The organism is Hymenobacter psoromatis (assembly GCF_020012125.1).
In the GTDB taxonomy this organism is placed as follows: Bacteria; Bacteroidota; Bacteroidia; order Cytophagales; family Hymenobacteraceae; genus Hymenobacter; species Hymenobacter psoromatis.
The window spans coordinates 2,441,891-2,465,377 of sequence record NZ_JAIFAG010000001.1 but is presented as its reverse complement, the minus strand read 5'-3'; the positions used below and the strand labels follow the sequence as shown (position 1 = coordinate 2,465,377).

Annotated in this window: 20 protein-coding genes; 10 read left to right on the top strand and 10 right to left on the bottom strand. The window is 58.0% G+C overall.

Annotated features, from left to right (window positions below):
• Positions 1-252 precede the first annotated feature (252 nt).
• Positions 253-531: a hypothetical protein gene (locus tag LC531_RS10715; protein ID WP_223650285.1), complete on the bottom strand. Its 279-nt coding sequence runs from the start codon at positions 529-531 to the stop codon at positions 253-255.
• 591 nt (positions 532-1,122) lie between these two features.
• Positions 1,123-2,451, bottom strand: a complete 1,329-nt coding sequence (tilS, locus tag LC531_RS10710) for a tRNA lysidine(34) synthetase TilS (protein ID WP_223650284.1) — start codon at positions 2,449-2,451, stop codon at positions 1,123-1,125.
• Positions 2,452-2,562: 111 nt separating this feature from the next.
• Between tilS and LC531_RS10705 the strand changes: the two genes are divergently transcribed.
• The 8 genes from LC531_RS10705 to LC531_RS10675 all read left to right on the top strand — a co-directional run bounded on the left by LC531_RS10705 (position 2,563) and on the right by LC531_RS10675 (position 10,715).
• Positions 2,563-4,278, top strand: coding sequence for an OstA-like protein (locus tag LC531_RS10705; protein WP_223650283.1), 1,716 nt, complete (start codon positions 2,563-2,565; stop codon positions 4,276-4,278).
• A gap of 124 nt (positions 4,279-4,402) precedes the next feature.
• The gene (locus LC531_RS10700; RefSeq protein WP_223650282.1) at positions 4,403-5,317 is read left to right on the top strand and encodes an outer membrane protein assembly factor BamD; all 915 of its coding nucleotides are present in this window, start codon (positions 4,403-4,405) and stop codon (positions 5,315-5,317) included.
• Between the two features lie 37 nt (positions 5,318-5,354).
• Positions 5,355-5,693, top strand: coding sequence for a DNA-directed RNA polymerase subunit omega (locus tag LC531_RS10695; RefSeq protein WP_223650281.1), 339 nt, complete (start codon positions 5,355-5,357; stop codon positions 5,691-5,693).
• Positions 5,694-5,732: 39 nt separating this feature from the next.
• Complete coding sequence (locus LC531_RS22915; protein ID WP_332874883.1) at positions 5,733-6,323, top strand: flavoprotein; 591 nt, start codon at positions 5,733-5,735, stop codon at positions 6,321-6,323.
• Between the two features lie 45 nt (positions 6,324-6,368).
• Positions 6,369-7,022 carry a phosphopantothenoylcysteine decarboxylase gene (locus LC531_RS22910; RefSeq protein ID WP_332874884.1) on the top strand — a complete coding sequence of 218 codons (654 nt, stop codon included), beginning with the start codon at positions 6,369-6,371 and terminating at the stop codon, positions 7,020-7,022.
• The gene (gene porD / locus LC531_RS10685) at positions 7,015-7,929 is read left to right on the top strand and encodes a type IX secretion system protein PorD (RefSeq protein WP_223650280.1); all 915 of its coding nucleotides are present in this window, start codon (positions 7,015-7,017) and stop codon (positions 7,927-7,929) included. Before LC531_RS22910 ends, porD begins: the two co-directional genes overlap by 8 nt.
• A 54-nt stretch (positions 7,930-7,983) precedes the next feature.
• Positions 7,984-9,657, top strand: coding sequence for a DNA repair protein RecN (gene recN, locus LC531_RS10680; RefSeq protein WP_223650279.1), 1,674 nt, complete (start codon positions 7,984-7,986; stop codon positions 9,655-9,657).
• Between the two features lie 236 nt (positions 9,658-9,893).
• Positions 9,894-10,715, top strand: a complete 822-nt coding sequence (locus LC531_RS10675) for an enoyl-ACP reductase FabI (RefSeq protein WP_223650278.1) — start codon at positions 9,894-9,896, stop codon at positions 10,713-10,715.
• A 114-nt stretch (positions 10,716-10,829) separates the two neighbouring features.
• Here the strand turns inward: LC531_RS10675 and LC531_RS10670 are convergent, their stop codons facing one another.
• From LC531_RS10670 to LC531_RS10635, 8 genes are all read right to left on the bottom strand, one after another.
• Positions 10,830-11,534, bottom strand: a complete 705-nt coding sequence (locus LC531_RS10670) for a hypothetical protein (RefSeq protein WP_223650277.1) — start codon at positions 11,532-11,534, stop codon at positions 10,830-10,832.
• 298 nt (positions 11,535-11,832) lie between these two features.
• Positions 11,833-15,069: an efflux RND transporter permease subunit gene (locus LC531_RS10665; protein ID WP_223650276.1), complete on the bottom strand. Its 3,237-nt coding sequence runs from the start codon at positions 15,067-15,069 to the stop codon at positions 11,833-11,835.
• Positions 15,070-15,146: 77 nt separating this feature from the next.
• Positions 15,147-16,295: an efflux RND transporter periplasmic adaptor subunit gene (locus LC531_RS10660; protein WP_223650275.1), complete on the bottom strand. Its 1,149-nt coding sequence runs from the start codon at positions 16,293-16,295 to the stop codon at positions 15,147-15,149.
• A 112-nt stretch (positions 16,296-16,407) separates the two neighbouring features.
• Complete coding sequence (locus tag LC531_RS10655) at positions 16,408-17,733, bottom strand: TolC family protein (protein WP_223650274.1); 1,326 nt, start codon at positions 17,731-17,733, stop codon at positions 16,408-16,410.
• Positions 17,734-17,992: 259 nt separating this feature from the next.
• Positions 17,993-18,292 carry an SDR family oxidoreductase gene (locus tag LC531_RS10650; RefSeq protein WP_223650273.1) on the bottom strand — a complete coding sequence of 100 codons (300 nt, stop codon included), beginning with the start codon at positions 18,290-18,292 and terminating at the stop codon, positions 17,993-17,995.
• On the bottom strand, positions 18,183-18,611 hold the full coding sequence (locus LC531_RS10645) for an SDR family NAD(P)-dependent oxidoreductase (protein ID WP_336245533.1): 429 nt from the start codon (positions 18,609-18,611) through the stop codon (positions 18,183-18,185). The genes LC531_RS10650 and LC531_RS10645 overlap by 110 nt, the downstream gene beginning before the upstream one ends.
• Before the next feature lie 302 nt (positions 18,612-18,913).
• Entirely contained in the window at positions 18,914-19,594 is a 681-nt protein-coding gene (locus LC531_RS10640; protein ID WP_223650272.1) for a 2'-5' RNA ligase family protein, read from the bottom strand.
• Between the two features lie 123 nt (positions 19,595-19,717).
• Positions 19,718-20,236, bottom strand: a complete 519-nt coding sequence (locus LC531_RS10635; protein WP_223650271.1) for a hypothetical protein — start codon at positions 20,234-20,236, stop codon at positions 19,718-19,720.
• Positions 20,237-20,313: 77 nt separating this feature from the next.
• Between LC531_RS10635 and LC531_RS10630 the strand changes: the two genes are divergently transcribed.
• Together LC531_RS10630 and LC531_RS10625 are read left to right on the top strand one after the other, a co-directional pair.
• Positions 20,314-22,527 (top strand): xanthine dehydrogenase family protein molybdopterin-binding subunit, encoded by a 2,214-nt coding sequence (locus LC531_RS10630; protein WP_223650270.1) that lies wholly within the window; start codon positions 20,314-20,316, stop codon positions 22,525-22,527.
• 206 nt (positions 22,528-22,733) lie between these two features.
• The gene (locus LC531_RS10625; RefSeq protein ID WP_223650269.1) at positions 22,734-23,483 is read left to right on the top strand and encodes a prolipoprotein diacylglyceryl transferase family protein; all 750 of its coding nucleotides are present in this window, start codon (positions 22,734-22,736) and stop codon (positions 23,481-23,483) included.
• Positions 23,484-23,487 lie beyond the last annotated feature (4 nt).

Genomic DNA, 23,487 nt, shown 5'->3' with positions numbered 1-23,487 from the left:
TGAGTAAATTCTTCCCGTGTTATTTTAGAGGTAGAATCTAGTCTACTACTCATACGGTATAAACAAATAATTTTAACACATGGAGAATGTATATTTATTGCTCTACCCGTAAAAATTAAAAATGAAAAAAACACGAACACAAAAATAAAGTTAAGTTTCATGGGAAAAAGTATAAAGCATTAGAATTTCATTTTTAATTAAATTTTGACACAAGGCCGCACTCGTGCGAACGCGACCTTGTGTCAAACATTGTTAGCCGCCGCAATATTGGTCGAAAGTGCTCATTTTGGCAAAGAGAACGTCACCCGCATTGCAGGCATATACACTACCAAGAAAATCGTTACCGCCACCGCAGCCAATTTCATAGTATTGAAAGCCACAATTTTGGGGTTTCAACCTTTTCGGCTCAGTCGTATTGCGAGCAGTTGTTTTGTGCACAATTGCTCGGGAAGAAGGCTCTGCTTTTTTATCAGGCGTATTAGATGCCATACTTGAAGACGACACACCGCTCAGCAGAACCACAAGTGACATTAGCTTTTTCGTGGAAAAGAAGATTACTGGTTTTTGGCCTCGTAAACCCCCGGAACCACGTGGGGCTGCCCGCTCGATAAAGCCCAGGTGCAGAACCTAGTTAGGCCGTCGCATCGAAACCGGGCTGCCAACCCAACGTCTGACGCGCAGTAAAGCGGGCTATGCTGGTTCCCAGCAGTGGTGCTAGGCAGCTAGGTCGCTTTCTGCTGATAATAGTTGCGAAAAAAAATAGACTACCAAACTTTTAAGGAAAATAATTTTTAAATACTCTAGTCCCGACAATTAGCTAAGTCGGGCACAATTATTGCTAGCTAATGAATGATAGATAAAGCTGATAATCAGCGTTTTGAATTGGTATAAGGCCAGCAGTCACTGCAATTCCAGCGGGTTAGTTTTGTGCTTGGCCCAGTCTTGCATCTTCTGCTGTGCGGCGGCCGCGGCTTCGGGGCTGCTGTAGTGGATGTTGCCGCTAGCCATGAGCTGTACGAGGCCATTGCGGTCGTCCTCTGTTTTGCCGCGCCGGAACTGAGGCTTAGTGATGGGTTTCGCGCCGGTTTTGGTCGCACAGGACCGACCGCCAGCACCGCGCCCCTACAGCCGCTGCACTTGCAGCACCCGTGCCGTACTGTCCTCCACCTTGAAGCGCTCGTCCACGCGGAAGCCCACGACCCAGCAGATTTTGCCGTCGGCCGAGGTCAGTACCCGCACGTCATCTTTCAGATTGAGCGGCACTTTCTGGTCAATGAGAAAGTCGCTGAGGTGTTTTTTGCCCTTCATGCCGAGCGGCATAAACCAGTCGCCGGCCTGCCAGCGCCGCAGCGTGAGCGGGAATTGGAGCTTATCCGCATCCAGCGCCGCCGTGCTGCGCGAGCGTGGAATGGCGTAGTCCGTGCCGTCGTGGGGGGTAGCGCGCAGGCGCAGGCCATCGGCCAATAAATCCTCCTGGCCCTTCGCCAGCTGAAACGTGCCGTACTGCGCCAGCCGGCGCGGGGTAATCACGAGCTGGTCGCGGTCTTTCACCAGGCGGTGGGTAGGCGAGTCGAACTGCTTGCCCGCCAAGCCCTTAAAGCTGGCCGCAATGTCCTTGCTCACGGCCCACGAGAAGCCGAAGGGCCGCAGCAGCTCGTGTAGCACCAAGGTAGTAGCGGCCGTGTTTTGTAGCAGCCGGATGTCGAAATAAACGGCTTCAGGCGCGTCGCGGCGGGCCTGGGCGGCGGTATCTTCCACGTAGCGGCGCACGATTTCTTCGGCTCCGCCCACGCGCTCAGCGCTGGTGGCTAGCGTGTTGTCGAGGTTGGGATTAATCTCGCGCAGCACGGGCAGCACCTGTTGGCGCAGGCGGTTGCGCTGGTACACGGGGCTGTCGTTGCTGGCATCCTCGCGCCAGAGCAGGCGGTTTTCCACCAAATAATCGTGCAGGTCGTCCTTGGCCTGCGTCAGCAGCGGGCGCACCACGCGCTCGTTCTTGGCCCGGATGCCGTGCAGGCCCGCCAGCCCGGTGCCGTGGGTGAGGTTGAGCAGCATAGTTTCGGCCTGGTCGCGGCGGTGGTGGCCAGTTGCAATGGCCGCGTAGTCATTCGTGGCCCGCACCTCTTCAAACCAGCGGTAGCGCAGCAGCCGGGCCGCCATCTGGGTCGAAATCCTTTCGCGCTCGGCAAAGGCTTTGGTTTGAAAAAACTCGGCGAAATAGGGTGCTTCGTACTGCTTAGCCAGCTTGCGCACGAACTGCTCGTCGGCATCGGCCTCCGCACCGCGCAGCCCAAAGTGGCCGTGCGCCACCGCCAGCCGCGCCCCCAGCCGGTGCAGCACGTCGAGCAGTACCACCGAGTCGAGGCCGCCACTCACGGCTACCAGCACGGTATCAGTTTCGAGGTTGAAAAGATTTTCCTGAAGAATAAACTGGCGAACCTGGTCGAGCATGAGCAAATACGAAGGGGGTAGGGCCGGGCACTAGCCCGCAAAGATGCGCGTTAGCCCCCGCCCACCGCCGTAACTTTGGCCCAAATGCCGCTGCTCCGCTTTTTTTTACTCGTGCTTTTGCTGCCCCTGGGGGCGTTGCACGCGCAGACCCGGCCCGCCGCCGGCCCGCCGCCTACCCCCGGTGCCCGCGCCCAGCCCATGCCCAAGAGCACGCCCGTAGAGCTGCAACACGCCAATGAGCTGCGCGGCGGCGTCTTTGAGGGTGTACAAATCCGCAAGCTGATAGGCAGCGTAGCCTTCAAGCAGCAGGACGTGCTGTTGTACTGCGATTCGGCCTATCAGTACTTAGAGCGCAATGAGATTGAGGCCTTCAGCAACGTGCGCATTGTGCAGAGCGACACTATGACCATTACCGGCGACCACGGCTACTACAACGGCAACCAGCGCCTGGCCCGCATGACCGGTAACGTGGTGATGCGCGACCCGCGCATGACGCTCACTACCACCGCCCTCGACTACGACCTGACCCGCCGCACGGCCTTCTACACCGTGGGCGGCCACCTTGTGGACCCTAAAAACACCCTCGATAGCCAGCAGGGCTTTTACGATACGAATAGCAAAGTATTTGTTTTTAAACGCGATGTGCACCTGGTTTCGCTCGATGAGCAGGGCGAGGCTACCGACCTGCGCAACGATACGCTGACGTTTAATACCATCTCCAAAATTGCGTATTTCGACGGCCCTACCCGCATCAAAAGCGCGCAGGGCGACTTATACGCCGAAAAAGGCACGTATAATACGGTGACGCGGGTATCTAATTTTGCTAAAAAGGCTAAGATTGATACGCCCGGCTACCTGCTCGGCGGCGACGTGCTGGTGTACGACCAAGTGACGCTCTACGGGGTGGCGACGGGCCACGTCTCGCTCATCTCAAAGAAGGACAACGTGGTGCTGCGCGGCGACCAGGGCCGCTACTGGCGGGCGCTGGGCCGCACCAAAATCTTCGGGGCCCGGCCCGTGGTGCGTACTATTTCGGGCAAGGATACCCTTTACCTGGCCGCCGACACGCTGCTGAGTGTGGAAACCCGGCTCGGCCGCGCCGTGCAGCGGCCTATTCTCTACGCCTGGCCCAAGGTGCAGATTTTTCGGGGTAAAATGCAGGGCCGCTGCGACTCGCTCACCTACGACCGTCAGGACAGTATCATCTACCTCAACCGCGACCCGGTCGTGTGGCAGGCCCGCAACCAACTCACGTCCGACTCCATGAGCCTGCGCTTCAAGCGCGGCCAGCTGGAGCGCGCCAACTTATTTGCCAATGCGTTTGTCATTCAAGAGGATACCGTGAAGGACTACAATCAGGTGAAGGGCCGCAACATGGTGGCCTACTTCCGGCGTAGCCAAATGGCGCGGATAGATGTACTTGGCAACGCCGAAAGTCTCTACTACACTCTTGCCGGCGACACCGTAATGAGTGGCCTCAACAAGTCGGTATCGGCCACGATGACGCTGCGCTTCGCTAATAACAAAATCAAGCAGCTTGTGTGGCTCACCAACCCCGAGGCCAGCTACTTCCCGGTACACGAAATTAAGCTCGAAAATAAAGAGCTAAAAGGTTTTAAGTGGCGGGTTAATGAGCGCCCTACCCGCCGCGTAGTGCTCGGCAAGCACTTCGCCAGCGACCTGCGGCTCCGCCCCAAGGCGAAGGCGCGGCCTAAAGTCAAATCCAAAACTTCCCCCAAGGCCCGGCCCAAGCCTAAAAGCTCGCCCCGCCGCTCGCCTACCCCCCCGGTAGCCGGTAATCCGCCCGCTGCTGCAACCCCCCGCTAAACCGCGGGCTCTCTTCTTTGTGGGACTTCAACGCCCATCACTGCGGGCGCAGCGTGGCAATGATGAGCGTTGAAGTCCTAAACCCTGAACACTAATCCCTAAATCCCTTACCTTTGCCCTTTGTATGCGATTTCTCCGTTTGATTATTGCGGCTTTGCTCACCGGCACCCTGGCGCTAGGGTCCTGCACGGGCTACCAAAAGCTGCTTAAAAGCGCCAACGTCAACGAAAAGTACGAGGCGGCTATCAAGTATTACGATAAAGGCGACTACTTCCGGGCGGGTACCCTGCTCGAAGAGCTGATTCCGCTGCTGAAGGGCCGGCCCGAGGCCGAAAAGGCGCAGTTCTACTTCGCCAATACCAACTTCAAGCAGCGCAATTACGTGCTGAGTGCCTACTACTTCAAGCAGTTTGTGGACACGTACCCCAACTCGCCGCAAGTGGAGGAAGCTTCGTTTTTGCGGGCCAGGTCGCTCTTTCAAGACTCGCCGAGCTATGAGCTGGACCAGACCAATACGGTCACGGCCGTGGAAACCATCCAGGATTTTTTGAATACTTACCCCACCAGCCAGTTCCGGGCCGAGACGGATGCCATGTCACAGGAGTTGCAGAAGAAGCTGGAAAACAAAGCGTTCCAAAGCGCGAAGCTGTATTATTCGCTGCGCTACAACCAGGCGGCCGTTACGTCGTTTGGCAACTTTAATACCCAGTATCCGGGCTCGGTCTACGGTGAGCAGGCATCTTTCCTGAAGCTGGCCGCGCAGTTTGCCTGGTCCAAAGAGAGCATCGAGTCCAAGCAGCGCGAACGCTTTGTGGACGCAGTGGCGTTCTACCAGCAGTTTATCGACGCCTACCCCCAGAGCAAGAACATCCGCGTGGCCCAAACCATGTATGACGACAGCCGCGCCGAGCTAGAGCGTCTCAAGAGCATCCCGGAGGCGCAGACCGCGGCACAGGCCGCGATTGACCAAACCAATGCGACAGCCCCCGAACCACCCAAGCGTTCAGGCGGCGGTGGCGGCGGGCGTAGGGGTCGCTAATCAACTAATTTACTTCTAAAACGAATTGTCACTTCCCATGAAAGCTCCCGCTTCCGCCTCCATCATTACCCGCAACCTGGCCGATATCACCACTGAGAATAATAACGTGTACGAGGCCATCTCCATCATCTCGAAGCGCGCCAACCAGCTGTCGGTGAAGCTGAAAGAGGAGTTGACCGAGCGCCTGGCTGAATTCGCTACCACCGTTGACAACCTCGAAGAGGTATTCGAAAACCGCGAGCAGATTGAAATCAGCAAGCAGTACGAGCGCCAGCCCAAGCCAGCCAGCCAGGCCATCGAGGAATTCATCGCCGGCGAGCTGCACTACGAAACTCCCGAGGCAGCGCCTATCGTTATTCCGCGCGAGCTGTTCTAAGATTTCCGGCTCCTACGTTTGTTGTTCGCTTTTTGAAAAATGGCCCAACTTTCAACTAGAGACCAGAAACCAGGGCCCCTAAAAAACCGCCGTATTCTGCTGGGCGTGAGTGGCAGCATCGCTGCCTACAAAGCCGCACCACTGGTGCGGCTGCTGGTGCAGGCCGGGGCCGAGGTGCAGGTGATTCTGACCGAAGCCGCTACTGCGTTCGTCACGCCCCTCACGCTGGGGACCCTCTCCAAAAAGCCCGTCCTGACGGGCTTTTTGCGTGATGCAGCTAGCGGGCAGTGGCACAACCACGTGGAGCTAGGCTTGTGGGCCGATGCCTACCTTATTGCGCCGGCCAGCGCCAATACGCTGGGCAGCCTGGCCAATGGCCTGTGCCCTAACCTGCTGAGTGCAGTCTACTTATCCGCGCGTTGCCCGGTCTTTTTGGCCCCGGCAATGGACCTGGATATGTATGCCCACCCAGCCGTGCAACAAAATATCCAGCGTCTTCGCTCGTTCGGTAACCACGTATTTGACTCGCCCAGCGGCGAGTTGGCCAGCGGCCTCAACGGCCCCGGCCGGATGCTGGAGCCAGAGCAGATTACGGCCGAATTGGAAAAGTTTTTCGGCCTACCTAGCTGAGCAGGCTTTGGTTGTTCATGGCTCACTGTTAATTTATAAGTGCAAATGCGCGTTCTGCTCACCGCCGGCCCCACCTACGAGCCCCTTGACCCCGTGCGCTACCTGGGCAACCGCTCGACGGGCAAGATGGGTTACGCCCTAGCCGAAGCCTTCGCGGCGGCGGGCGCGGCCGTGACGCTCGTGAGCGGACCAGTGGCCCTACCCCCCCCCACCAGCCCACTCATCACAACGGTGCGAGTCGAAACGGCCCAGCAGATGTACGAGGCCGCCGCGCCAGTTGCGCCGCAGGCCGACGTGTGGGTATTTGCCGCCGCCGTGGCTGACTACCGCCCCGCTAGTATAGCCCCGGAAAAAATTAAGAAAGAAGGCGATACGCTGATGCTGGAGCTGGTTAAGAACGTGGACATCGCTGCTACGCTTGGCCAGACCAAGCGGGCTGAACAATTTGCAGTCGGTTTTGCGTTGGAAACTACCAACGAGTTGGCCCACGCCCAGGTCAAGCTGCGGCGCAAAAATTTTGACCTGGTAGTGCTCAACTCCTTGCGCGATGCCGGGGCAGGTTTTGGCTACGACACCAATAAAGTAACCGTGCTCGACCGCGCCGGGCAGGTGCTTAACTTTGAGCTACAAGCCAAAACCGAGCTGGCCCGCGTGCTGGTGACGTTGATTCTGACTCGTTTTCCCGCCGTTTATGCGTAAGATTTTTGCACTGCTCGCCTTGCTAGTCGTTGCCGTGGCCCACCCCGGCCGGGCGCAGGAGCTAAATGCGCAGGTTGCCGTCTCCTTGGAAAACGTGACGATTACCGACCCGACCCTCGTGGCACAGCTGCAAAAGGACATGACGGCCTTCCTCAATACCCGCACTTGGACCCGCCAGCCCTACCGGCCTGAGGAGCGCATCAAGCTGCGCTTGTTCGTGGGCATAACGGCCATTCCGCAAAACGGGACTTATCAGGCTACAATGCGCCTTATTGCAACGCGGCCTGTGTATGGCACCGGCTATGAAACCAACTTGTTAAGTATTAACGACCGAAATTTTAATTTTAACTATACGCCGCAGACGCCGCTCGATTTCGCGCCCAGTAACTTTGTTAATAATCTATCGTCGCTGCTGGCTTTTTACGCTTACCTGACCATAGGTACCGACCAAGATACCTTCGCACGGCTTGGCGGCTCGCCGTATTATGACCAGGCGCGGGTAATTCTGCAGTACTCAGCTAGCCAAACGATTACCAATGAGTCGGATGCGGGCTGGACCGATGCTAGCCCCCGTAATCGCTATTGGTTGCTGAACAATATGACGGACCCGCAGCTCGAAGCTTTTCGCACCGGTTTGTACGCTTATTATCGGCAGGGAATGGATATTTTTATTGAAAAACCAGATGAGGCCCGCACCTCCATTATGACAGCGCTGACGGGAATTCAAAAAGCGAATGCGGTGCGACCTAACACCTTATTTGTGCGCGCTTTTTTTGATGCGAAGGCTGACGAAATAACTAATATTTTTCGCACCAGCACCGACTCCCAGCAGAAGCGGCAATTGATTGCCCTAATGACCGATGTGGACCCAGGTAATCTGCCAAAATACCAAACGATTATTAAATAAAACGCTGGCAGTCGTTGTGAGCAAAGCAGAATAATGACGAATAGATAACAGATTATGTTAGTCGATTTACGCATTCAGAATTACGCCCTGATTGAGCAATTAGAATTGCGACCTTCGCCGCTGCTCAATATTATTACTGGCGAAACCGGGGCGGGTAAGTCCATTATGTTGGGGGCTATTGGGCTGCTGCTTGGCAACCGCGCCGACTCGCGAATGCTGTTCAATACCGAGCGTAAGTGCGTAATTGAGGGGCAGTTTAATATTGCGAATTACCAACTCCAAGATATTTTTGAAGCCGAGGACCTGGACTACGATACCCAGTGCATTTTGCGGCGCGAAATCAGTCCGTCGGGCAAATCGCGGGCTTTCGTGAACGATACGCCGGTGACGCTGGACGCGCTGCGTAAGATTGGCGCAAACCTCATGGATATTCACTCGCAGCACGATACGTTGCTGCTGGGAGATGCCGTATTTCAACTCAACCTGCTTGACCTCTATGCCAACCTAGTGCCTACCCGCACCCAGTACGGTAATGCTTACCGCCAGTACCGCAAGCTCGAAACCGACCTCAAGGCGCTCGAAGACCAGTCGGTTCAGGCCAGCAAAGAGCTGGATTATAATAGCTTCTTGCTGAGTGAGCTGGAAGAAGCCGACCTTGATAAAGAAGACCAGGACGCGCTGGAGCAGGAAGTAAAGCAGCTCGAAAACGCCGAGGAAATTAAGTACAAGCTGAGCCAGGCGCTGCATGGCCTGCGCGATAGCGAAAGCTGCGCTACCGGCACCATGAAGGATGCTTCGACGCTATTGGGCCAGGTAGCGAATTATTCGGAGAATTTCCGCGAGCTGCGCCAGCGCTTGGAAAGCTGCCTGATTGAGCTGCACGATATTGCCGACGAAGTAGAAACCGCTGAGCGCCGCACCGAGGGCGACCCCGCCCGCGCCGAAGAATTGCAGGCGCGCCTCACGGTGCTTTACAACTTGCAGCGCAAGCACCAGCGCCGCGATGTGGAGGGCCTGCTCGAAACCCGCGAAAACTTACGCCAGAAAGTGGGCTCGGTGTTGAATCTGGACAAGGAAATTACGCGCCTGCGTAAAGACTCGGAGGCGGCACTTAAGCAGGCTACGGCCCAGGCCGCCCGGCTCTCGGAAAGCCGCCGCAAGGCGTTTCCGAAGTTTGAGAAGGAGCTGAGCATGCTGCTCGCCGACCTAGGAATGCCGCACGCCCGCATCGTGGTAGAGCACAAGACCGGCCCACTCGCCGCCAGCGGCACCGACGTAGTGAGCATCCTGTTTACAGCCAACAAGGGCGCGCAGCCCCAAACGCTGAGCAAGGCTGCATCGGGCGGTGAGTTTTCGCGTTTGATGCTGTGCATCAAGTATATGCTGGCCGATAAGACGGCCCTGCCTACGATAGTGTTCGACGAGATTGACACTGGTATTAGCGGCGAAATTGCGGTGAAAGTGGGCCGCATGATGCAGCAGATGGCGCAAAAGCACCAGTTGGTGGCTATTTCGCACCTGCCCCAAATGGCGGCGGCCGGCGATACCCACTACTTCGTGTATAAAGAGGACCGTTCCGACCGCACCGTGAGCCGCATCCGGCAGCTAAGCCCGGAGGACCGCATCAAGGAAATCGCGCATATGATTGCCGGGGCCAAGCCCAGCGAAAATGCCTTCCAGAGCGCCCGCGAACTGCTGGCGCTGCGCGGGGAAGTAGCCGTGGGGTAGGCTTTAGCTCGTTGTATTTGTCATTGCGAGCGCAACGAAGTGGAGCGCGGCACCCGTAGGCCAGCGAGCTAATCTTTCCTTCTTGTATGAGCCAAGCTGCCTAACTTGCTGCTTCAAACTCAGCGGTTGGGTTTACAGCACTCGTAGTAATGAAGCGCCCGGTAAAGAAAGCGTAGCTTCGCTGTTCTACGGGTGCCACGCTCTGCTTCGTTGCGCTCGCAATAACAAACGTAATTATGTCTAATAACCTCCTTGCTGGCAAAGTCGGTATCATCTCCGGCGCGCTCAATTCTCAATCCATCGCCTGGAAAGTAGCCCAAAAGGCCCACGCCGAGGGCGCGCGCATTGTGCTCACCAATGCCCCGCTGGCCATGCGCATGGGCGAAATCAAGGCGCTGGCTGCCGAGATTGACGCGCCCATTATTCCGGCCGACGCCACTTCAATAGAGGAGCTGGGCACGCTGTTTACGGAAGCGCAAGTGCACTTCGGCGGCAAAATTGACTTTCTGCTGCACTCCATTGGCATGAGCGCTAACATTCGCAAGGGCAAGAGCTACGGCGATTTGGATTATAAATTCTTCCAGCAGACGCTCGACGTGTCGGCACTCTCGCTGCACAAAATGCTGGCCGTGGCCGAAAAGCAGGACGCCTTCAACGAATGGGGTAGCGTGGTGGCGCTCAGCTACATCGCGGCCCAGCGCGCCTTCTTGGATTATACCGATATGGCGCAGGCCAAGGCCGTGCTCGAAAGCATTGCCCGCAGCTATGGGCAGCGCCTGGGCCACCTCAAAAAGGTGCGCGTGAATACCATCTCCCAGTCGCCGACCAAAACCACGGCCGGCACTGGCATCAGCGGCTTCAACGCCTTTTATGAGTACGCCAACAAAATGGCCCCGCTCGGCAACGCGCCCGCCGAAGCCTGCGCCGACTATTGCGTATCGCTCTTCTCGGACCTGACCCGCTACGTAACCATGCAAAACCTGATGCATGACGGCGGCTTCAGCAGTACCGGCATCTCACAGGAGCTGGCCGATTTGATGGAGAAGGCGGGGGAATAGGTTTGGCTTGATTTAATAAACTAAAAGAGGCCCGGCGTTACAGCCGGACCTCTTTTTTAGTTTAATTAGGTAATTACCATTACAAAATGCCTTCAGATAATTTAATGCGTGACGTCAGTAGGTAACAGAAATATTTCTGGTAGTGCCCGCCGGAATGAATAAGGAATCAGCAGTACGCGTGATTACACCATCCTTATTTTTGTAGCTAGTCAGAAGAATAGATTGGTCACCAGCAACTGCTAATGGGTTTTCATAAGGAAGCCCATCCCACGAAATAGACGCGCCGCCGCCCTGAATAGCTTGGCTAAAAACGATATTATGCCCATAACAGGTATTAAAATCACTTGTGAAGTAGCCTTTTTCAACTAGTAGCTGATTTTGGTTGATGATAACTAAGTGAACAAAAGCTTTGCGTGGTATCACGTAAGGTTTTACTACATAAGTTGTATCCCGCTTTAGGTCATAGAAATCATCTTGGTCTTCTAGAAAGCTGTAGTAGCTGTTTTTGTCAACCGAATAGTATACAGAAAAGTAACCATTAGCTAACTCCGCGTCTTCAATGTAAAAACTAATGCGGTAGTTACCCTGCGCGTCGGTAGTAGTGTGAGCTTTAGGAATAGCTTTTATATTCCAGCCGTTAGAAGTAACCCATTTAACTGTTACTTCGACTCCGGTAATGCCTACCTGTGGTTGGCCCGTGATTAATCGGCCAGTGATAGTGGTGCAGGAGCCTTGGCAGGCGGGTAGAACATCTGCTTTTTGACAGCCAACAGAAAGCGCAGCTAATAAAAGAAGCAGGTAGGAGCAAGTGCTATTCACAAGGTAGAGGCTATTAGGTGATTCAGCTACTTAGTCTGATTAGAATGATGTAAAATACTGGTGAAGGTGAGAGATGGGCAAACTTATTTTCGCATGAATCCGACTTTAAAACGACTATTTTTTGGCTGTTTATAAATCTTAATAATGCTTCCACATGCCCCTGAAAGCTGTTTTTTGATAACCAAATACAGACTTTACAAATAGTTAATTAAGAGCCTGTAACCGACGAGAAAAGGATAAATAGCACATTAAAAAACCGGCTGCACTCATGCAGCCGGTTTTTTAATGTGCTATTTATCTACGCCAATGCCGGCTGGGTGCCCTCCGGCGGAATCCCACCTTCCAACTCGTCCTTCTTGGGGCCGCCATGCTCCTCATCGGGCTTGTAGTTTTTCTCCAGCTCGGCGAGCTTTTTCTTGCCGTAGGCGAAGCGGGTAATGATGACGTAGAGCACCGGCACGATGAAAATGCCCAGGCCGGTGGCCGCCAGCATCCCGCCGAGTACCGTCCAGCCCAAGGTTTGGCGACTTTGCGCGCCCGCACCCGAGGCAAATACCAGGGGTAGGATGCCCAGGATGAAGGCCAGCGAGGTCATAATAATGGGCCGCAGGCGCAGGCGCACGGCTTCGAGCGTGGCCTCCACCAGTGGCATCCCTCTGTCCACGCGCTCCTTGGCAAACTCGATAATCAGAATAGCGTTCTTGGCCGAGAGGCCGATGAGCGTAATCATCCCGATTTGGGCATACACGTTATTCGTAAGCTTGGGTAGGAAAAACAGCGCTAGAATAGCCCCGAAAATGCCCACCGGCACGGCCAACAGCACCGAAAACGGCACCGACCAGCTTTCGTAGAGCGCCGCCAGAAACAGGAACACGAAGAGAATGGACAGCGCGAAGATGTAAACCGTCTGGCCGCCGGCCAGTAGTTCTTCCCGGCTCAGGCCCGAGAACTCGAAGCCGTAGCCCTGGGGTAGGGTTTGGGCGGCGGTCTCCTGCAACGCCTTGATGGCGTCGCCGGAGCTGTAGCCGGGGGCCGCGCCGCCGTTGATTTCGGCCGCCCGGAAGAGGTTGTAGTGCGAAATGAGCGGGGCATCCTCAGTGCGCACGTAGGTAGTAACGGCGCTCAACGGCACCATGCCGCCAGCGCTGTTGCGCACGTAGTACTGGCCCAGGTCGGCCATGTCGCCGCGGTACGACGAGTCGGCCTGCGCTACCACCCGGAAGGTGCGGCCGTAGAGCGTGAAGTCGTTGATGTAGGCGCTGCCTAGGTAGGTGCGCAGCGTGTTGCCGACGTCGCCAATGGACACACCTAGCTTCTTGGCTTTCAGACGGTCGATATCGAGGCGGTAGCCCGGCGTGCTGGCCGTGAAGAACGAGAACGCGGAAGAGATTTCGGGCCGCTTGCGAATAGCTGCCAGGAACTTCTGCAAATTGGCGTCGAAAGTGTGAATATCACCCCCGGCTTCGCGCTCCTGAAAAATAAACGAGAAACCACCCGTATTACCCAGGCCCGGAATGGCAGGCGGCGAAATCACAACCGTGGTGGCCTCCTGGAAGCGCCCCATGTTTTTTTGAATCGTCGCCATCATGCCTTGCAGCTGCAAGGTTTTGTCGGTACGGTCGTCCCAGGGCTCCAGCTGACAAAAAATGGTGCCGGAGTTCGATTTTGAAGAGAAGTTAACCGCGTTGAGGCCGCCAAGGGCTGCGAAGTGGGCGATGCCTTTCGTATGCTGCAACTCCTTCATCATGCCTTGCAGCACGGCCACGGTACGCTCGGTGGAAGCGCCTTCGGGCAGGTTGAAGGTGACGTAGATGCGGCCCTCGTCCTCGGTGGGCAAAAAGCCGCTGGGCTTGCTGCGAAATAGTAGCCCGGCCCCTACCACGATGCATACCAGCATAATGACCACAAAGCGCGAAAACCGGATGCCGCGCTTCACCCCATTCGTATAGCTGCCTGTGACGCGCCCAAACCAGTCGTTGAATTTCTTAAAACCCCTGTCAAGAAAGCTCTTATTCTGCGCATTTTCGTCGTGCGGCTTGAGCAGCAGCGTGCACAGCGCCGGCGTGAGCGAAAGAGCCACGAAGGCTGAAATCAATACCGAGATGGCGATGGTGATGGCAAACTGCTGGTACAAGCGCCCCGTGATGCCCGGAATGAAGCCCACCGGCACGAACACCGCTGCCAGAATGAGTGCGATGGCGATAACCGGGGCCGAAATCTCGCGCATGGCTTCCAGCGTGGCATCTGTGGGGCTCATCTTGCGCTCGTTGATGTTCACCTCCACGGCCTCGACCACCACGATGGCATCATCCACCACAATGCCGATGGCCAGCACGAAACCAAAGAGCGTCAGCGTATTAATGGTAAAGCCCAGCGGAATGAAGGCGATAAACGAACCAATAATGGACACCGGAATGGCCAGCACCGGAATGAGCGTGGAGCGCCAGTTTTGCAGAAATAAAAACACCACCACTACTACCAGCCCCAGGGCCTCCACCAGCGTGTGCACCACTTCGTTGATAGATACCTTCACCACGCTCGCCGACTCGAAAGGCACGATATAGTCGAGGTCGGCCGGAAACTGCTTTTTGAGCTGGTCCATAGTGGCCAGCACGTTGTCGTAGGTTTCGAGGGCGTTGGCCCCCGGTGCCTGGTACACCAGCAGGTAGGCGGCGCGCTTGCCGTCCACGTAGGAATTGTTGGCGTAGTTGAACTTACCCAACTCAATGCGGGCCACATCTTTGAGGTAAACCAGCGAGCCGTCGGTAGGCCGGGTTTTGACAATGACGTTGCCAAACTGCTCCACGGTAGCCAGGCGGCCCTGCACCGTCACGATGTACTCGAACGACTGCCCCTTCTGGGCGGGTGGCGCGCCCACCGAGCCGGCCGCAATCTGGGCATTCTGCTCGTTTAGCGCGGCCTGAATGTCGGCGGCCGTGATGCCGAGCGCGGCCAGCTTATCGGGCTTGAGCCAGATGCGCATCGAAAAGTCATCGGCCCGCGATACAATGTCGCCTACCCCCTTCGTACGCAGCAGCGCGTCCTTGATGAACACGTTGGCGTAATTATCGAGAAAAGTTGTGTTGTGGCTGCCCTTGGGGGCAAACATGGCCACCAGCATCAGGATGCTAGGGTTGCGCTTGCGCACGGTCAGGCCCAGGCGTTGCACCTCCTGGGGCAGGGTAGGGGTGGCAATGCCCACCCGGTTCTGCACGTCAAGGGCCGCAATATTGATGTCGGTGCCCACGTCGAAGTTCACCGTCATAGCCATCTGGCCGTTGCTGGTGCTATTGCTCTGGAGGTAGGTCATGCCGGGCGTACCGTTCACCTGCACCTCTACGGGCGTAGCTACAGTTTGCTCCACGGTCTGAGCATCGGCCCCGATGTAGGTACCCGTAACCGACACTGTGGGCGGTGTAATTTCGGGATACTGCCCGATGGGTAGGCTACGCATGGCCAGCAAGCCCACCAGCACGATAACCAGCGAGGCTACGATGGCCGTGACGGGCCGGCGAATAAAGGTTTCGGCAATCATAGAAAAATGACTTAGCTATAACTTATTTATAAAAGAACGTCATGCTGAGCTTGCCGAAGCATGACGTTCTTCATTAATTACTTAGCGGCCGGACTAGCCGGACCGGCCACGGGCGCGCCCGGCGCGGTTATTTGAATTTTGGCCCCGTCGCGCAGCTTCTGCACGCCGTCGGTCACTACTTTGTCGCCCGCCTTGATGCCGTTCAGTACCACTATTTCGTCGCGCAGGCGGGGGCCAAGTTGCACCTTGCGCTGTTTGGTGCTGTCGCCGAGAGCCACGTACACGAAGCTCTCGCCCATCTGCTCCACGATGGCCCGGTTGGGGATAACCAGGTGGTGGCCCGAATCGGTATTCAGCACTTTCAGCACGCCGCTCAGGCCAGCTTTGATACGGCGCGCAGGGTTGGCAAAAACCACGCGCACCGTGATGGTCCCGGTTTGCGGGTCCACGGCCCGGTCAATAGTCTGGATGCGGCCCGGCTGCCCATACGGCTGGCCGCCGGGCAGCACGAAGCGCAGCGTTGAGTCGCCTACCCCCCCTTTCTTACGCTGCAAAGCCAGGAAGCGCGGAATGTCCGTTTCCGTCACCGCAAAGTCCACCCCCATCGGGTTTTCGGTCGAAATCGTGTTCAGCACTGTGGTGCCTGCTGCTACCTGCGAGCCCAGCCGCACCTGCGAGATGCCGATGCGCCCCGCGAACGGCGCTTTGATGGTGGCGAAAGCCAGGTTGGTACGCGCCAGGCTCACGCCGGCCTGGGCCGCAGCCACCTGGCTGCTGCTGGTACTGGCGGTGGTCACGGCGTTTTCGGCTAGCTGCCGGGCCACGGCTTCCTGTTGCAGCAGCTGCTGGTAGCGGGCCTGGTTCACTTGCGCGTTCTGAGCCGTAGCCTGGGCGCTACGCAGGTTGGCCACCGCCTGCCGGTAGGCATCCGCATACTGACGCTTGTCAATCTCATACAGCACCTTGCCCGCCGGCACCAGGTCGCCCTCCTTAAAGGAGAGCCCCGTGATGAAGCCAGTTATCTGCGCACGCAATTCCACGCTCTTGAGGGCCACCGCCGTGGCCGGATACTGGTCGTAGTACACGGCATCAGTGGTGTGCGCCTCCACCACGCTCACGGGGGTAGGGGGCGGGGCCGCGTTCTGCTTGGCGTCGTCTTTTTTGCCGCACGCGGCCCCGGCCAGCAGGCCCAGGATAGCGCACGGGGCTAGGTAGTTGGAAGGCATTCGTTAAGTTAAGTGAGTAGGGTTCTGTGATTAGTAATTAATCGTATAATAATCAGTGAGTAACGAGTTGATAACAACCACTCATCAACCACTAATTACTAGCTAGTAATCACTAATAGTTAGTAGGTAGCGTACCCTGCGTGCGCAGCAGCTCAACCTTGCTGGTGAGGACCTGGAAGAGTGCGCTGTAATAGTTGAGCTGCGAGGTGCGCAGCGTGGTTTGGGCCACCAGCAGGTCGAGGTACGCCTTAATGCCTGCCCGATACTGAATATCAATCACCTTGTACACTTCTTTGGATAATTCCAGGTTGCGGTGGCCACGCACGTAGGCTTCGTAGTAGCCCTTATAGTTGGCCAGGGCTGTGGCATACTCGGTGGTTATCTGGTTGCGGGTGCCGAGCAAATCCTGGTCGATGCGCTGGTCGAGCAAGTGCGCGCGGCGCAGGTTCTGGGTGCGCCGAAAGCCCGTGAAGAGGGGTAGGGCCAGCTGCACGCCGGTGTAGGAGTTGGGAAAACGCGACTGGTACTGTTCGCTCACCAAGTTGTTCTGGTACACCGCATTGTAATTGCCGAAGGCCGAAAACGCGGGTAAAAACCCGTAGCGATAGTAATTAATATTGTAGCCCTGCAAGGTTTTCTGGGTCATTACCTGTTGCAGCTCAATGCGGTTAGCGGGGTCGAGGTGCTCCAGGGTATCCACCACGGCCTCCTGCTCCAGCTGCAAGGTGTCGTACTTCAGCTCGATAAGCCGGTCGGCGGGTAGGCCGATAAGCTGCTGGAGGTAAGACGTTTTGGACCGCACAGCCTCCAGGGCCTGCTTGCGGCCGGCCAGCGAGTTATTCAGCGAAATCTCGGCCTGCAGGTAGTCCGTCTTGTCCACAATGCCGGCCTCAAAGCGGTTGCGGGCATCGGTGAAGTTGCGTTGCAGCCGCCGGATATCCTCGTCAAACACCGCTAGCTGGCGCTGCGACAGCAGCACGTCGTAAAACGCCTTGCTAGCATCCGAGACGGTTCCGATTTTAGTAAAAATCGTATTCTGACCCGCTGCCAGCCGGTTGTAGCGCGCCTGGCGGGCAGCCAGGTTCACGTCGTTGTTGTAGATAACCTGCGTGCCAGCCAGGCCCACGGTCGTCACGTTTTTCACCCCCAGCTGCCGCGGTGTACTGATGCCCGTGGTGGGGTCGGGGAACACCGTGAAGGGCAGCCCGAAGTAGTGCTGCGCCGTGCCGCTGGCCGTTACCTGCGGTAGCCAGGCTGCCAGTGCCACGCGGTTGTTGGCATCGGCGATACCCTCATCGAGGCGGGCTTGGCGTACCAGGGGCTGGTAGACCAGCGCGTAGCCCAGGCACTGCGCCAGGGTCAGGGGTCCCGGCGGGGGAGGGGGGGTAGGGCGGTCCTGGGCCCATAGCCGGCCCGGCTCGCATACTAGCAACGCCATCAGAACTAGCAGCCAGCTCCTTTTAGCGTAAGTAATCATCATCATAAGCGCCAACAACCGGGGTGGCCCGGCAAAAGTTACAGCGGCTGGCCAGCCCTCGGGTTACCAGCCTCTATAAGCAAACGATGAACTTAAGCTTTTGGTTGAAAAAAAAGCTCCGCCGTAACGCGGAGCCTTTTTAAGAACTGTAAGCTTGGAAGCTTAGGGTTTGGAAGGCTAGGATGCAGAGCGTACCTGCTAAGTCCTAACCCCCAAGTCTCTATCTATCAACTGGCTTACTCTCCTGCTGGACTTTCTCGGCCACCAGTGCGTCAGGAATAATATTGCTCATCGTCACCTGCACCTTGTTCAGGAAGCCGGAGATGACGCGCTTCTCGCTAGCCATCAGGGCCTGGTAGCCATCTTTGGTCACGCCGGCCAAGTCGGCGGGGCTACCCTCGGCCACGTTCTTAGCCCGCGTCATGTCGGCTTTGTTGAAAAAGTCGGTGTCGGTCAGGCCCGGCTCCAAGGCCGTGATGGTGACGTGGCGGTCCTTGTTCCCGTTCTGAATAGCATTCACAAAACGAGGCTACGAAAGCTTTGGTGCCGTAGTACACGGCTTGTAGCGGCCCCAGCAGCTTGCCAGCAATGCTCGACACGAACAGAATTTTGCCGTCGTTGCGGGCCACCATCTCCTTCAAATAGAGCTTGGTAAACGTGAGGTAGGCCCCGATATTGAGTTGAATAATATCCAGCTCGCGGTTGATGTCGGTGTCCGTAAACTCGCCGTATTGGCCCTTGCCGGCGTCGTTCACCAGCACGTCAATTTGCAGGTCCTGGGCCTTGATTTCGTCAAAGACCTCAAATGGAGCCTGGCGCTGAAATAGGTCTTTGGCAATGGTTATGACCTCGATGTCGTGCTGTTTTAGTTTGTTGGCGGTCTGGGTTAGCTCCTCCTAGTTGCGGGCCACGAGGACGAGGTTGCGCTTACCCTAAGCAAAAAGTCGGGCCAGCTCGCGGCCAATGCCGCTGGTCGCGCCTGTAATAAGAGCGGTTTTAGGTTGGTCTACCATTGTTGGGTAGGAGTGGAAAAGTAACTCGGTTGGAAAGGGTAAAATAGACTTTACCCAACGCAGACCAGCGGGCAGTGATTATGGTGGAGCTTATACCTGCGTGAGATACAGCATTTTATTTCAACAACTTACAGCTGATATTTTTTCAGCAGCACCGTGTGGGCCGCCCGCTGGTACCAGTCATTAAATACCAGCTCCAAGTCATGCACCTCCAGCGTGCCGAAGGGGTAGGCGCGGTAGGCAGCCAGCACCCGCAGCAGCGGGTCGGCATCGGGCAGCGGCCCCCGAAACCGCAGCACGGTGCAGTGCGCCGTTTGGATGCTATACCGCTGGTCAATAGACTGTTGCAATCCCGAGGCGCGAAACACCCGGCGCAGCTCATCGCGCAGTGGCGCCAGCCCGTTGCCCTCCGGGAAGCCCCGCACCAGCACGCCGGCCGGTGAGGCCGCCAGGCCCGCCAGCCGGATGCGAAACGGAGCCGCGCCCCGGAGCGCCGCGGCTACCAGCTCTGCGTAGGGGGTAGGGTCGATATCGGGCAGCGTGAACCCCGCGTAGCAGGAAATAATGGATAAGATGGTGAGGTGCAGGTCGGAAGCCGGGTAATAATATTGCTCGGGCGCAACCTGCTGAAATTCAGCTAGTACCTCGCCGATATGCGCCGCGATAGCTGCCGATGGGCGGGCCAGCAGCGTGACGCCCCGGCGGGTATCGTGGGGCGAGTCGAGCAGGAGGTCAGGCGCGGCCCTGCCTTGCCGCAGGGGGGGTAGGGCGGCCGCGTGCAGGGCATCGTAGTGGGCGTGCAGGTTCATGGAGAAAAACCAGATAGCGAGCGCGAAGGACGCACGGCGCGCGACTCTATGTCGGGCCGCACGAAGGAAATAGGGAATTGGGCAAAGCGTCTCGTTGAGCCCGGCTTAGCGGGGTGCTTGTCATTAGCTGCATGTGGTGTAAGGGTTGGCGCACTGCATAGCAGGCGGCAGCCAGCCTTCGTATGCTCTGCCCTTAAAGATAAGCCGAACATATACCCAGGCACACGCGCAATGCCTGATGGAATATAAACAGAATGCGAAGCCAGGAACATGGGTTTTGACTGGTGCTGACAGGGCCGGTGCTTGGTAAAGAAGCAACTCTGCCCCGCCATAATTACGCGCGTAGGTACCAAGCCACGTTGATTTTCTCACCCAACCGTGGTAAGATTTGCCCGAAATAGCGTAAGCAACTTTCCCGTAAAAAAAACTGCTTTGTTCGCGGTCGATGGTCATTAATAAATAATCCTCAGCTTTTAAATTAGGCTTTACCCGGTAAATAACCTTGCCGTTTGGCTTGTCGAAAATGGGTATCGCGCTCCGGTGTTCATACTCAAATAATGCCTCACAAGTACAGTTAGGCTTTTGACTGAAAGCGTTAAAAAAACCGAACGAACCAAGTAGTAAGAGCACAATAAATTTCATAAGCAGCGGGGAGCCGGAAGCAAACGCGAAATCTCAAGCAGCGTAGAGAAGCAAGTTATCGCTTTCCTAGCCTAGTCATGCAAACCCCCGCCATAGGCCAGCCCCGCCCCCGCGTAGACGGCCGCCTAAAAGTAACCGGCCAGGCCCGCTACGCCGCCGAGCACCCGGTGTCGGGCTGCGTGCACGGCGTGCTGGTTACCAGCCCAATAGCCACCGGCCGCATCACGCACCTCGATAGTGCCGAGGCCGCCCAAGCGCCCGGCGTGCTGGCCATCGTCTCGCACCTCAACTCGCCTAAGGTGCCCGGCTACGAAAACCCGCAGCCCGACGCGCGGGTGGTGGGCCAGCAATTCCGAGTATTTTTCGACGCTGAAATTTACTACAGCAACCAGCCCGTGGCGCTGGCCATTGCCAGCACGCTGGAGCAGGCACAGTATGCCGCCACGCTGGTGCGCGTGCAATATGCGCCTGCCGCATCGCAAACCGATATTACCCAGAATCTGGCCCACGCCTACTCTCCTAAAAAGAGCGAGGACTACACCCGCGGCCAGCCCCTGGCCTACCAAACGGCCCCCGTGCAAATAGCCCACGAGTATCAGACGCCGCTGCAAGTGCACAACCCGATGGAAATGCATGCTGCCATTGCCGAGTGGCAGGGTAATCACTTGACGGTCTGGAATAAAACCCAGGCCCCGACGCTGGCCCAGCAGGATTTGATGAAGCTCTGGAACCTGCCCCAGGCGAGCGTGCGGGTGCATTCGCCATTCGTGGGCGGGGCGTTTGGGGGCGCGTCGCGCATCTGGCCGCCCGAGATGGCGGCCATGCTGGGCGCAAAGGTGGTGGGCCGGCCGGTGAAGGTGCTCAACCAGCGCAGGCACGAGTTTAATATGGTGGGCCACCGGCCGCGCTCGGTGCAGCGCGTGGCGCTGGGCGCGCAGGCCGATGGCACGCTGGTAGGCATTTCGCACGAGGCGTTCGGGCTGACGTCGCGCTATGAGCAGTTCACCGAGCGCATCCTGCACCCCACTAAGTCGGGCTACGCCTGCCCCAACGCCCAGCTAACCTACCGCCTCGTGCCCCTCGACCTGAGCACGCCCTGCTGGACGCGCGGCCCCGGCGAAACCACCGGCTCCTTCGCCCTCGAATCGGCGATGGACGAGCTTTCTTACGCTCTCAAAATGGACCCGCTGGCGTTGCGGCTCCAGAATTTCGCTGCCGTGGACCCCGAGGGCGATAAGCCCTGGAGCAGCAACTATCTGCGCGAGTGCTACGCCCAGGGAGCCGCGAAATTTGGCTGGGAGAAGCGCGCCCCTACCCCCGCCGCCACCCGCGACGGCGGCTGGCTGGTGGGCCAGGGCCTGGCGATGGGCATCTACCACGCCTCGCGAGCCAAGGCCAGCGCCCGCGTCCGCCTGCTGCCCGATGGCACCCTGCTGGTGCAGAGCGCCACCGCCGACGTAGGCCCCGGCACCGCCACCGTGATGACCCAGATTGCGGCCGATGCGAGTGGTGTAGCTGCCGAAAATATCCGCTTCGAGCTGGGCGACTCGGCCCTACCCCCCGCGCCCGGCCAGTTTGGCTCGCACACGGTGGCCTCGGTGGGCGCGGCCGTGCACGCCGCGTGCGGGGCGCTCCGGCAGCAGCTTATCAACCTGGCCTTTAGCGCGCCCGGCTCGCCCTTCGCCAAGGCTAAAATTGCGGATATGGTGGCCGAAAACGGGGCCGTGCGTCTGGTCACGCAGCCCGCCATTAGCCTCCGCTACGGCGAGGTGCTGCGCCGGGCGGGCCAGCCGGCGCTGGAGGTCACGCACGAGTCGGCGGCGGTGCCGGAGCAAGGTTCGCAGTCAAGCAAGTCGTTCTGCGCCAGCTTTGTGGAGGTGCGCGTGCATGCCAGCACTGGCGAGGTGCGCGTGAGCCGCGTGGTGTCAGCCGTGGATGCGGGCCGCATCATCAACTCCCAAACGGCCCGCAGCCAGGTGTACGGGGCCATTACCTGGGGCCTGGGCCTGGCGCTGCTGGAAGAGGCCGTGCTCGACCATCGCTTCGGCCGCATCACCAACGCCGACCTGGCCAGCTACCACGTGCCCACCCACGCCGATATGCCGCCGGCCATCGACGTGATTTTCATCGATAAGCCCGACACCTACCTCGACCCGATGGGCGCGAAGGGCCTGGGCGAAATCGGCATCGTGGGCTTCAGCGCCGCCGTGGCGAATGCCGTGTTTCACGCCACCGGCAAGCGGGTGCGCGAGCTGCCCATCACGCCCGATAAGCTGCTGGGAGCGGGGTAGGAGTATCGGCGCACGAATAGCAAAAGACGAAAAGATTTCGTCATACTGAGCTTGTCGAAGCAGCTCTACCGCAGCAGCAATCTGCTCGTTGGAACGAGGCGGTAGAGCTGCTTCGACAAGCTCAGCATGACGGACGGTTCTTAGCCATCGCCTTAATTCAGGAACAAGTCTGTTGGCCATTGGCCAGTGGCTTGTTACTTCGCGCCATGCACTACCCCGTTGAATTAGCCTGGGGCTCTTTCCGCCTACCCGTGCATTTGCTGTGCGAGGTGCTGGCCTACTCGCTGGGCTACCGCCTCTACCTGGCCCTGCGCGCCCGCACCGCCGACCCCATCAGCGACCAGGGCCGGCAGTTCATTTTTGTGGGCGCGGCGGCCGGCGCGCTGCTCGGCTCGCGCCTGCTGGGGCTGCTAGAGCACCCCGCCCTGCTGCTGCACCCGCCCGGCGGCTGGCTCTACTACGCCACCAACAAAACCATCGTGGGCGGCTTCCTAGGCGGTTTAATCGGCGTAGAGTTGGTGAAAAAGCGCCTGGGCATCCGGGCCAGCAGCGGCGACCTCATGGTGTTTCCGCTGCTGCTGGGCCTGGGGCTGGGCCGGCTGGGCTGCCACCTCAGCGGCTTGCAGGATGGCACCTTTGGCACGCCCACCCGCCTGCCCTGGGGCGTGGACTTTGGCGACGGCATCGCGCGTCACCCCACCAACCTCTACGAAATCCTGTTTCTGGCCGCGCTGGCGCTGCTGCTCTTGGGCCTGGGTCGCCTGCCCAACGGCCGCCGCTTCGGGCTGTTTCTGGCTGCCTACCTGCTGTTTCGGCTGCTGGTCGAGTTCCTCAAGCCTACCCCCGCCGCGGTGGTTGGGCTCACTGCCATTCAGTGGGCCTGCGTGGCGGGGTTGGGGTATTATGTTTGGCTCTGGACGCGGCGGCGAACCGATGCCGCGCTGGAAGTATCTTAGGCTG

What these genes read in the sequence shown, in the direction of transcription:
- LC531_RS10625 (WP_223650269.1), top strand. Translation starts at nt 22,734, where the DNA reads ATGCACTACCCCGTTGAATTAGCCTGGGGCTCTTTCCGCCTACCCGTG.
- LC531_RS10660 (WP_223650275.1), bottom strand. Translation starts at nt 16,295, where the DNA reads ATGCCTTCCAACTACCTAGCCCCGTGCGCTATCCTGGGCCTGCTGGCC.
- LC531_RS10635 (WP_223650271.1), bottom strand. Translation starts at nt 20,236, where the DNA reads ATGAAATTTATTGTGCTCTTACTACTTGGTTCGTTCGGTTTTTTTAAC.
- LC531_RS10655 (WP_223650274.1), bottom strand. Translation starts at nt 17,733, where the DNA reads ATGGCGTTGCTAGTATGCGAGCCGGGCCGGCTATGGGCCCAGGACCGC.
- LC531_RS10640 (WP_223650272.1), bottom strand. Translation starts at nt 19,594, where the DNA reads ATGAACCTGCACGCCCACTACGATGCCCTGCACGCGGCCGCCCTACCC.
- tilS (WP_223650284.1), bottom strand. Translation starts at nt 2,451, where the DNA reads ATGCTCGACCAGGTTCGCCAGTTTATTCTTCAGGAAAATCTTTTCAAC.
- LC531_RS10700 (WP_223650282.1), top strand. Translation starts at nt 4,403, where the DNA reads ATGCGATTTCTCCGTTTGATTATTGCGGCTTTGCTCACCGGCACCCTG.
- LC531_RS22915 (WP_332874883.1), top strand. Translation starts at nt 5,733, where the DNA reads ATGGCCCAACTTTCAACTAGAGACCAGAAACCAGGGCCCCTAAAAAAC.
- LC531_RS10675 (WP_223650278.1), top strand. Translation starts at nt 9,894, where the DNA reads ATGTCTAATAACCTCCTTGCTGGCAAAGTCGGTATCATCTCCGGCGCG.
- LC531_RS10715 (WP_223650285.1), bottom strand. Translation starts at nt 531, where the DNA reads ATGTCACTTGTGGTTCTGCTGAGCGGTGTGTCGTCTTCAAGTATGGCA.
- LC531_RS22910 (WP_332874884.1), top strand. Translation starts at nt 6,369, where the DNA reads ATGCGCGTTCTGCTCACCGCCGGCCCCACCTACGAGCCCCTTGACCCC.
- LC531_RS10695 (WP_223650281.1), top strand. Translation starts at nt 5,355, where the DNA reads ATGAAAGCTCCCGCTTCCGCCTCCATCATTACCCGCAACCTGGCCGAT.
- porD (WP_223650280.1), top strand. Translation starts at nt 7,015, where the DNA reads ATGCGTAAGATTTTTGCACTGCTCGCCTTGCTAGTCGTTGCCGTGGCC.
- LC531_RS10630 (WP_223650270.1), top strand. Translation starts at nt 20,314, where the DNA reads ATGCAAACCCCCGCCATAGGCCAGCCCCGCCCCCGCGTAGACGGCCGC.
- recN (WP_223650279.1), top strand. Translation starts at nt 7,984, where the DNA reads ATGTTAGTCGATTTACGCATTCAGAATTACGCCCTGATTGAGCAATTA.
- LC531_RS10665 (WP_223650276.1), bottom strand. Translation starts at nt 15,069, where the DNA reads ATGATTGCCGAAACCTTTATTCGCCGGCCCGTCACGGCCATCGTAGCC.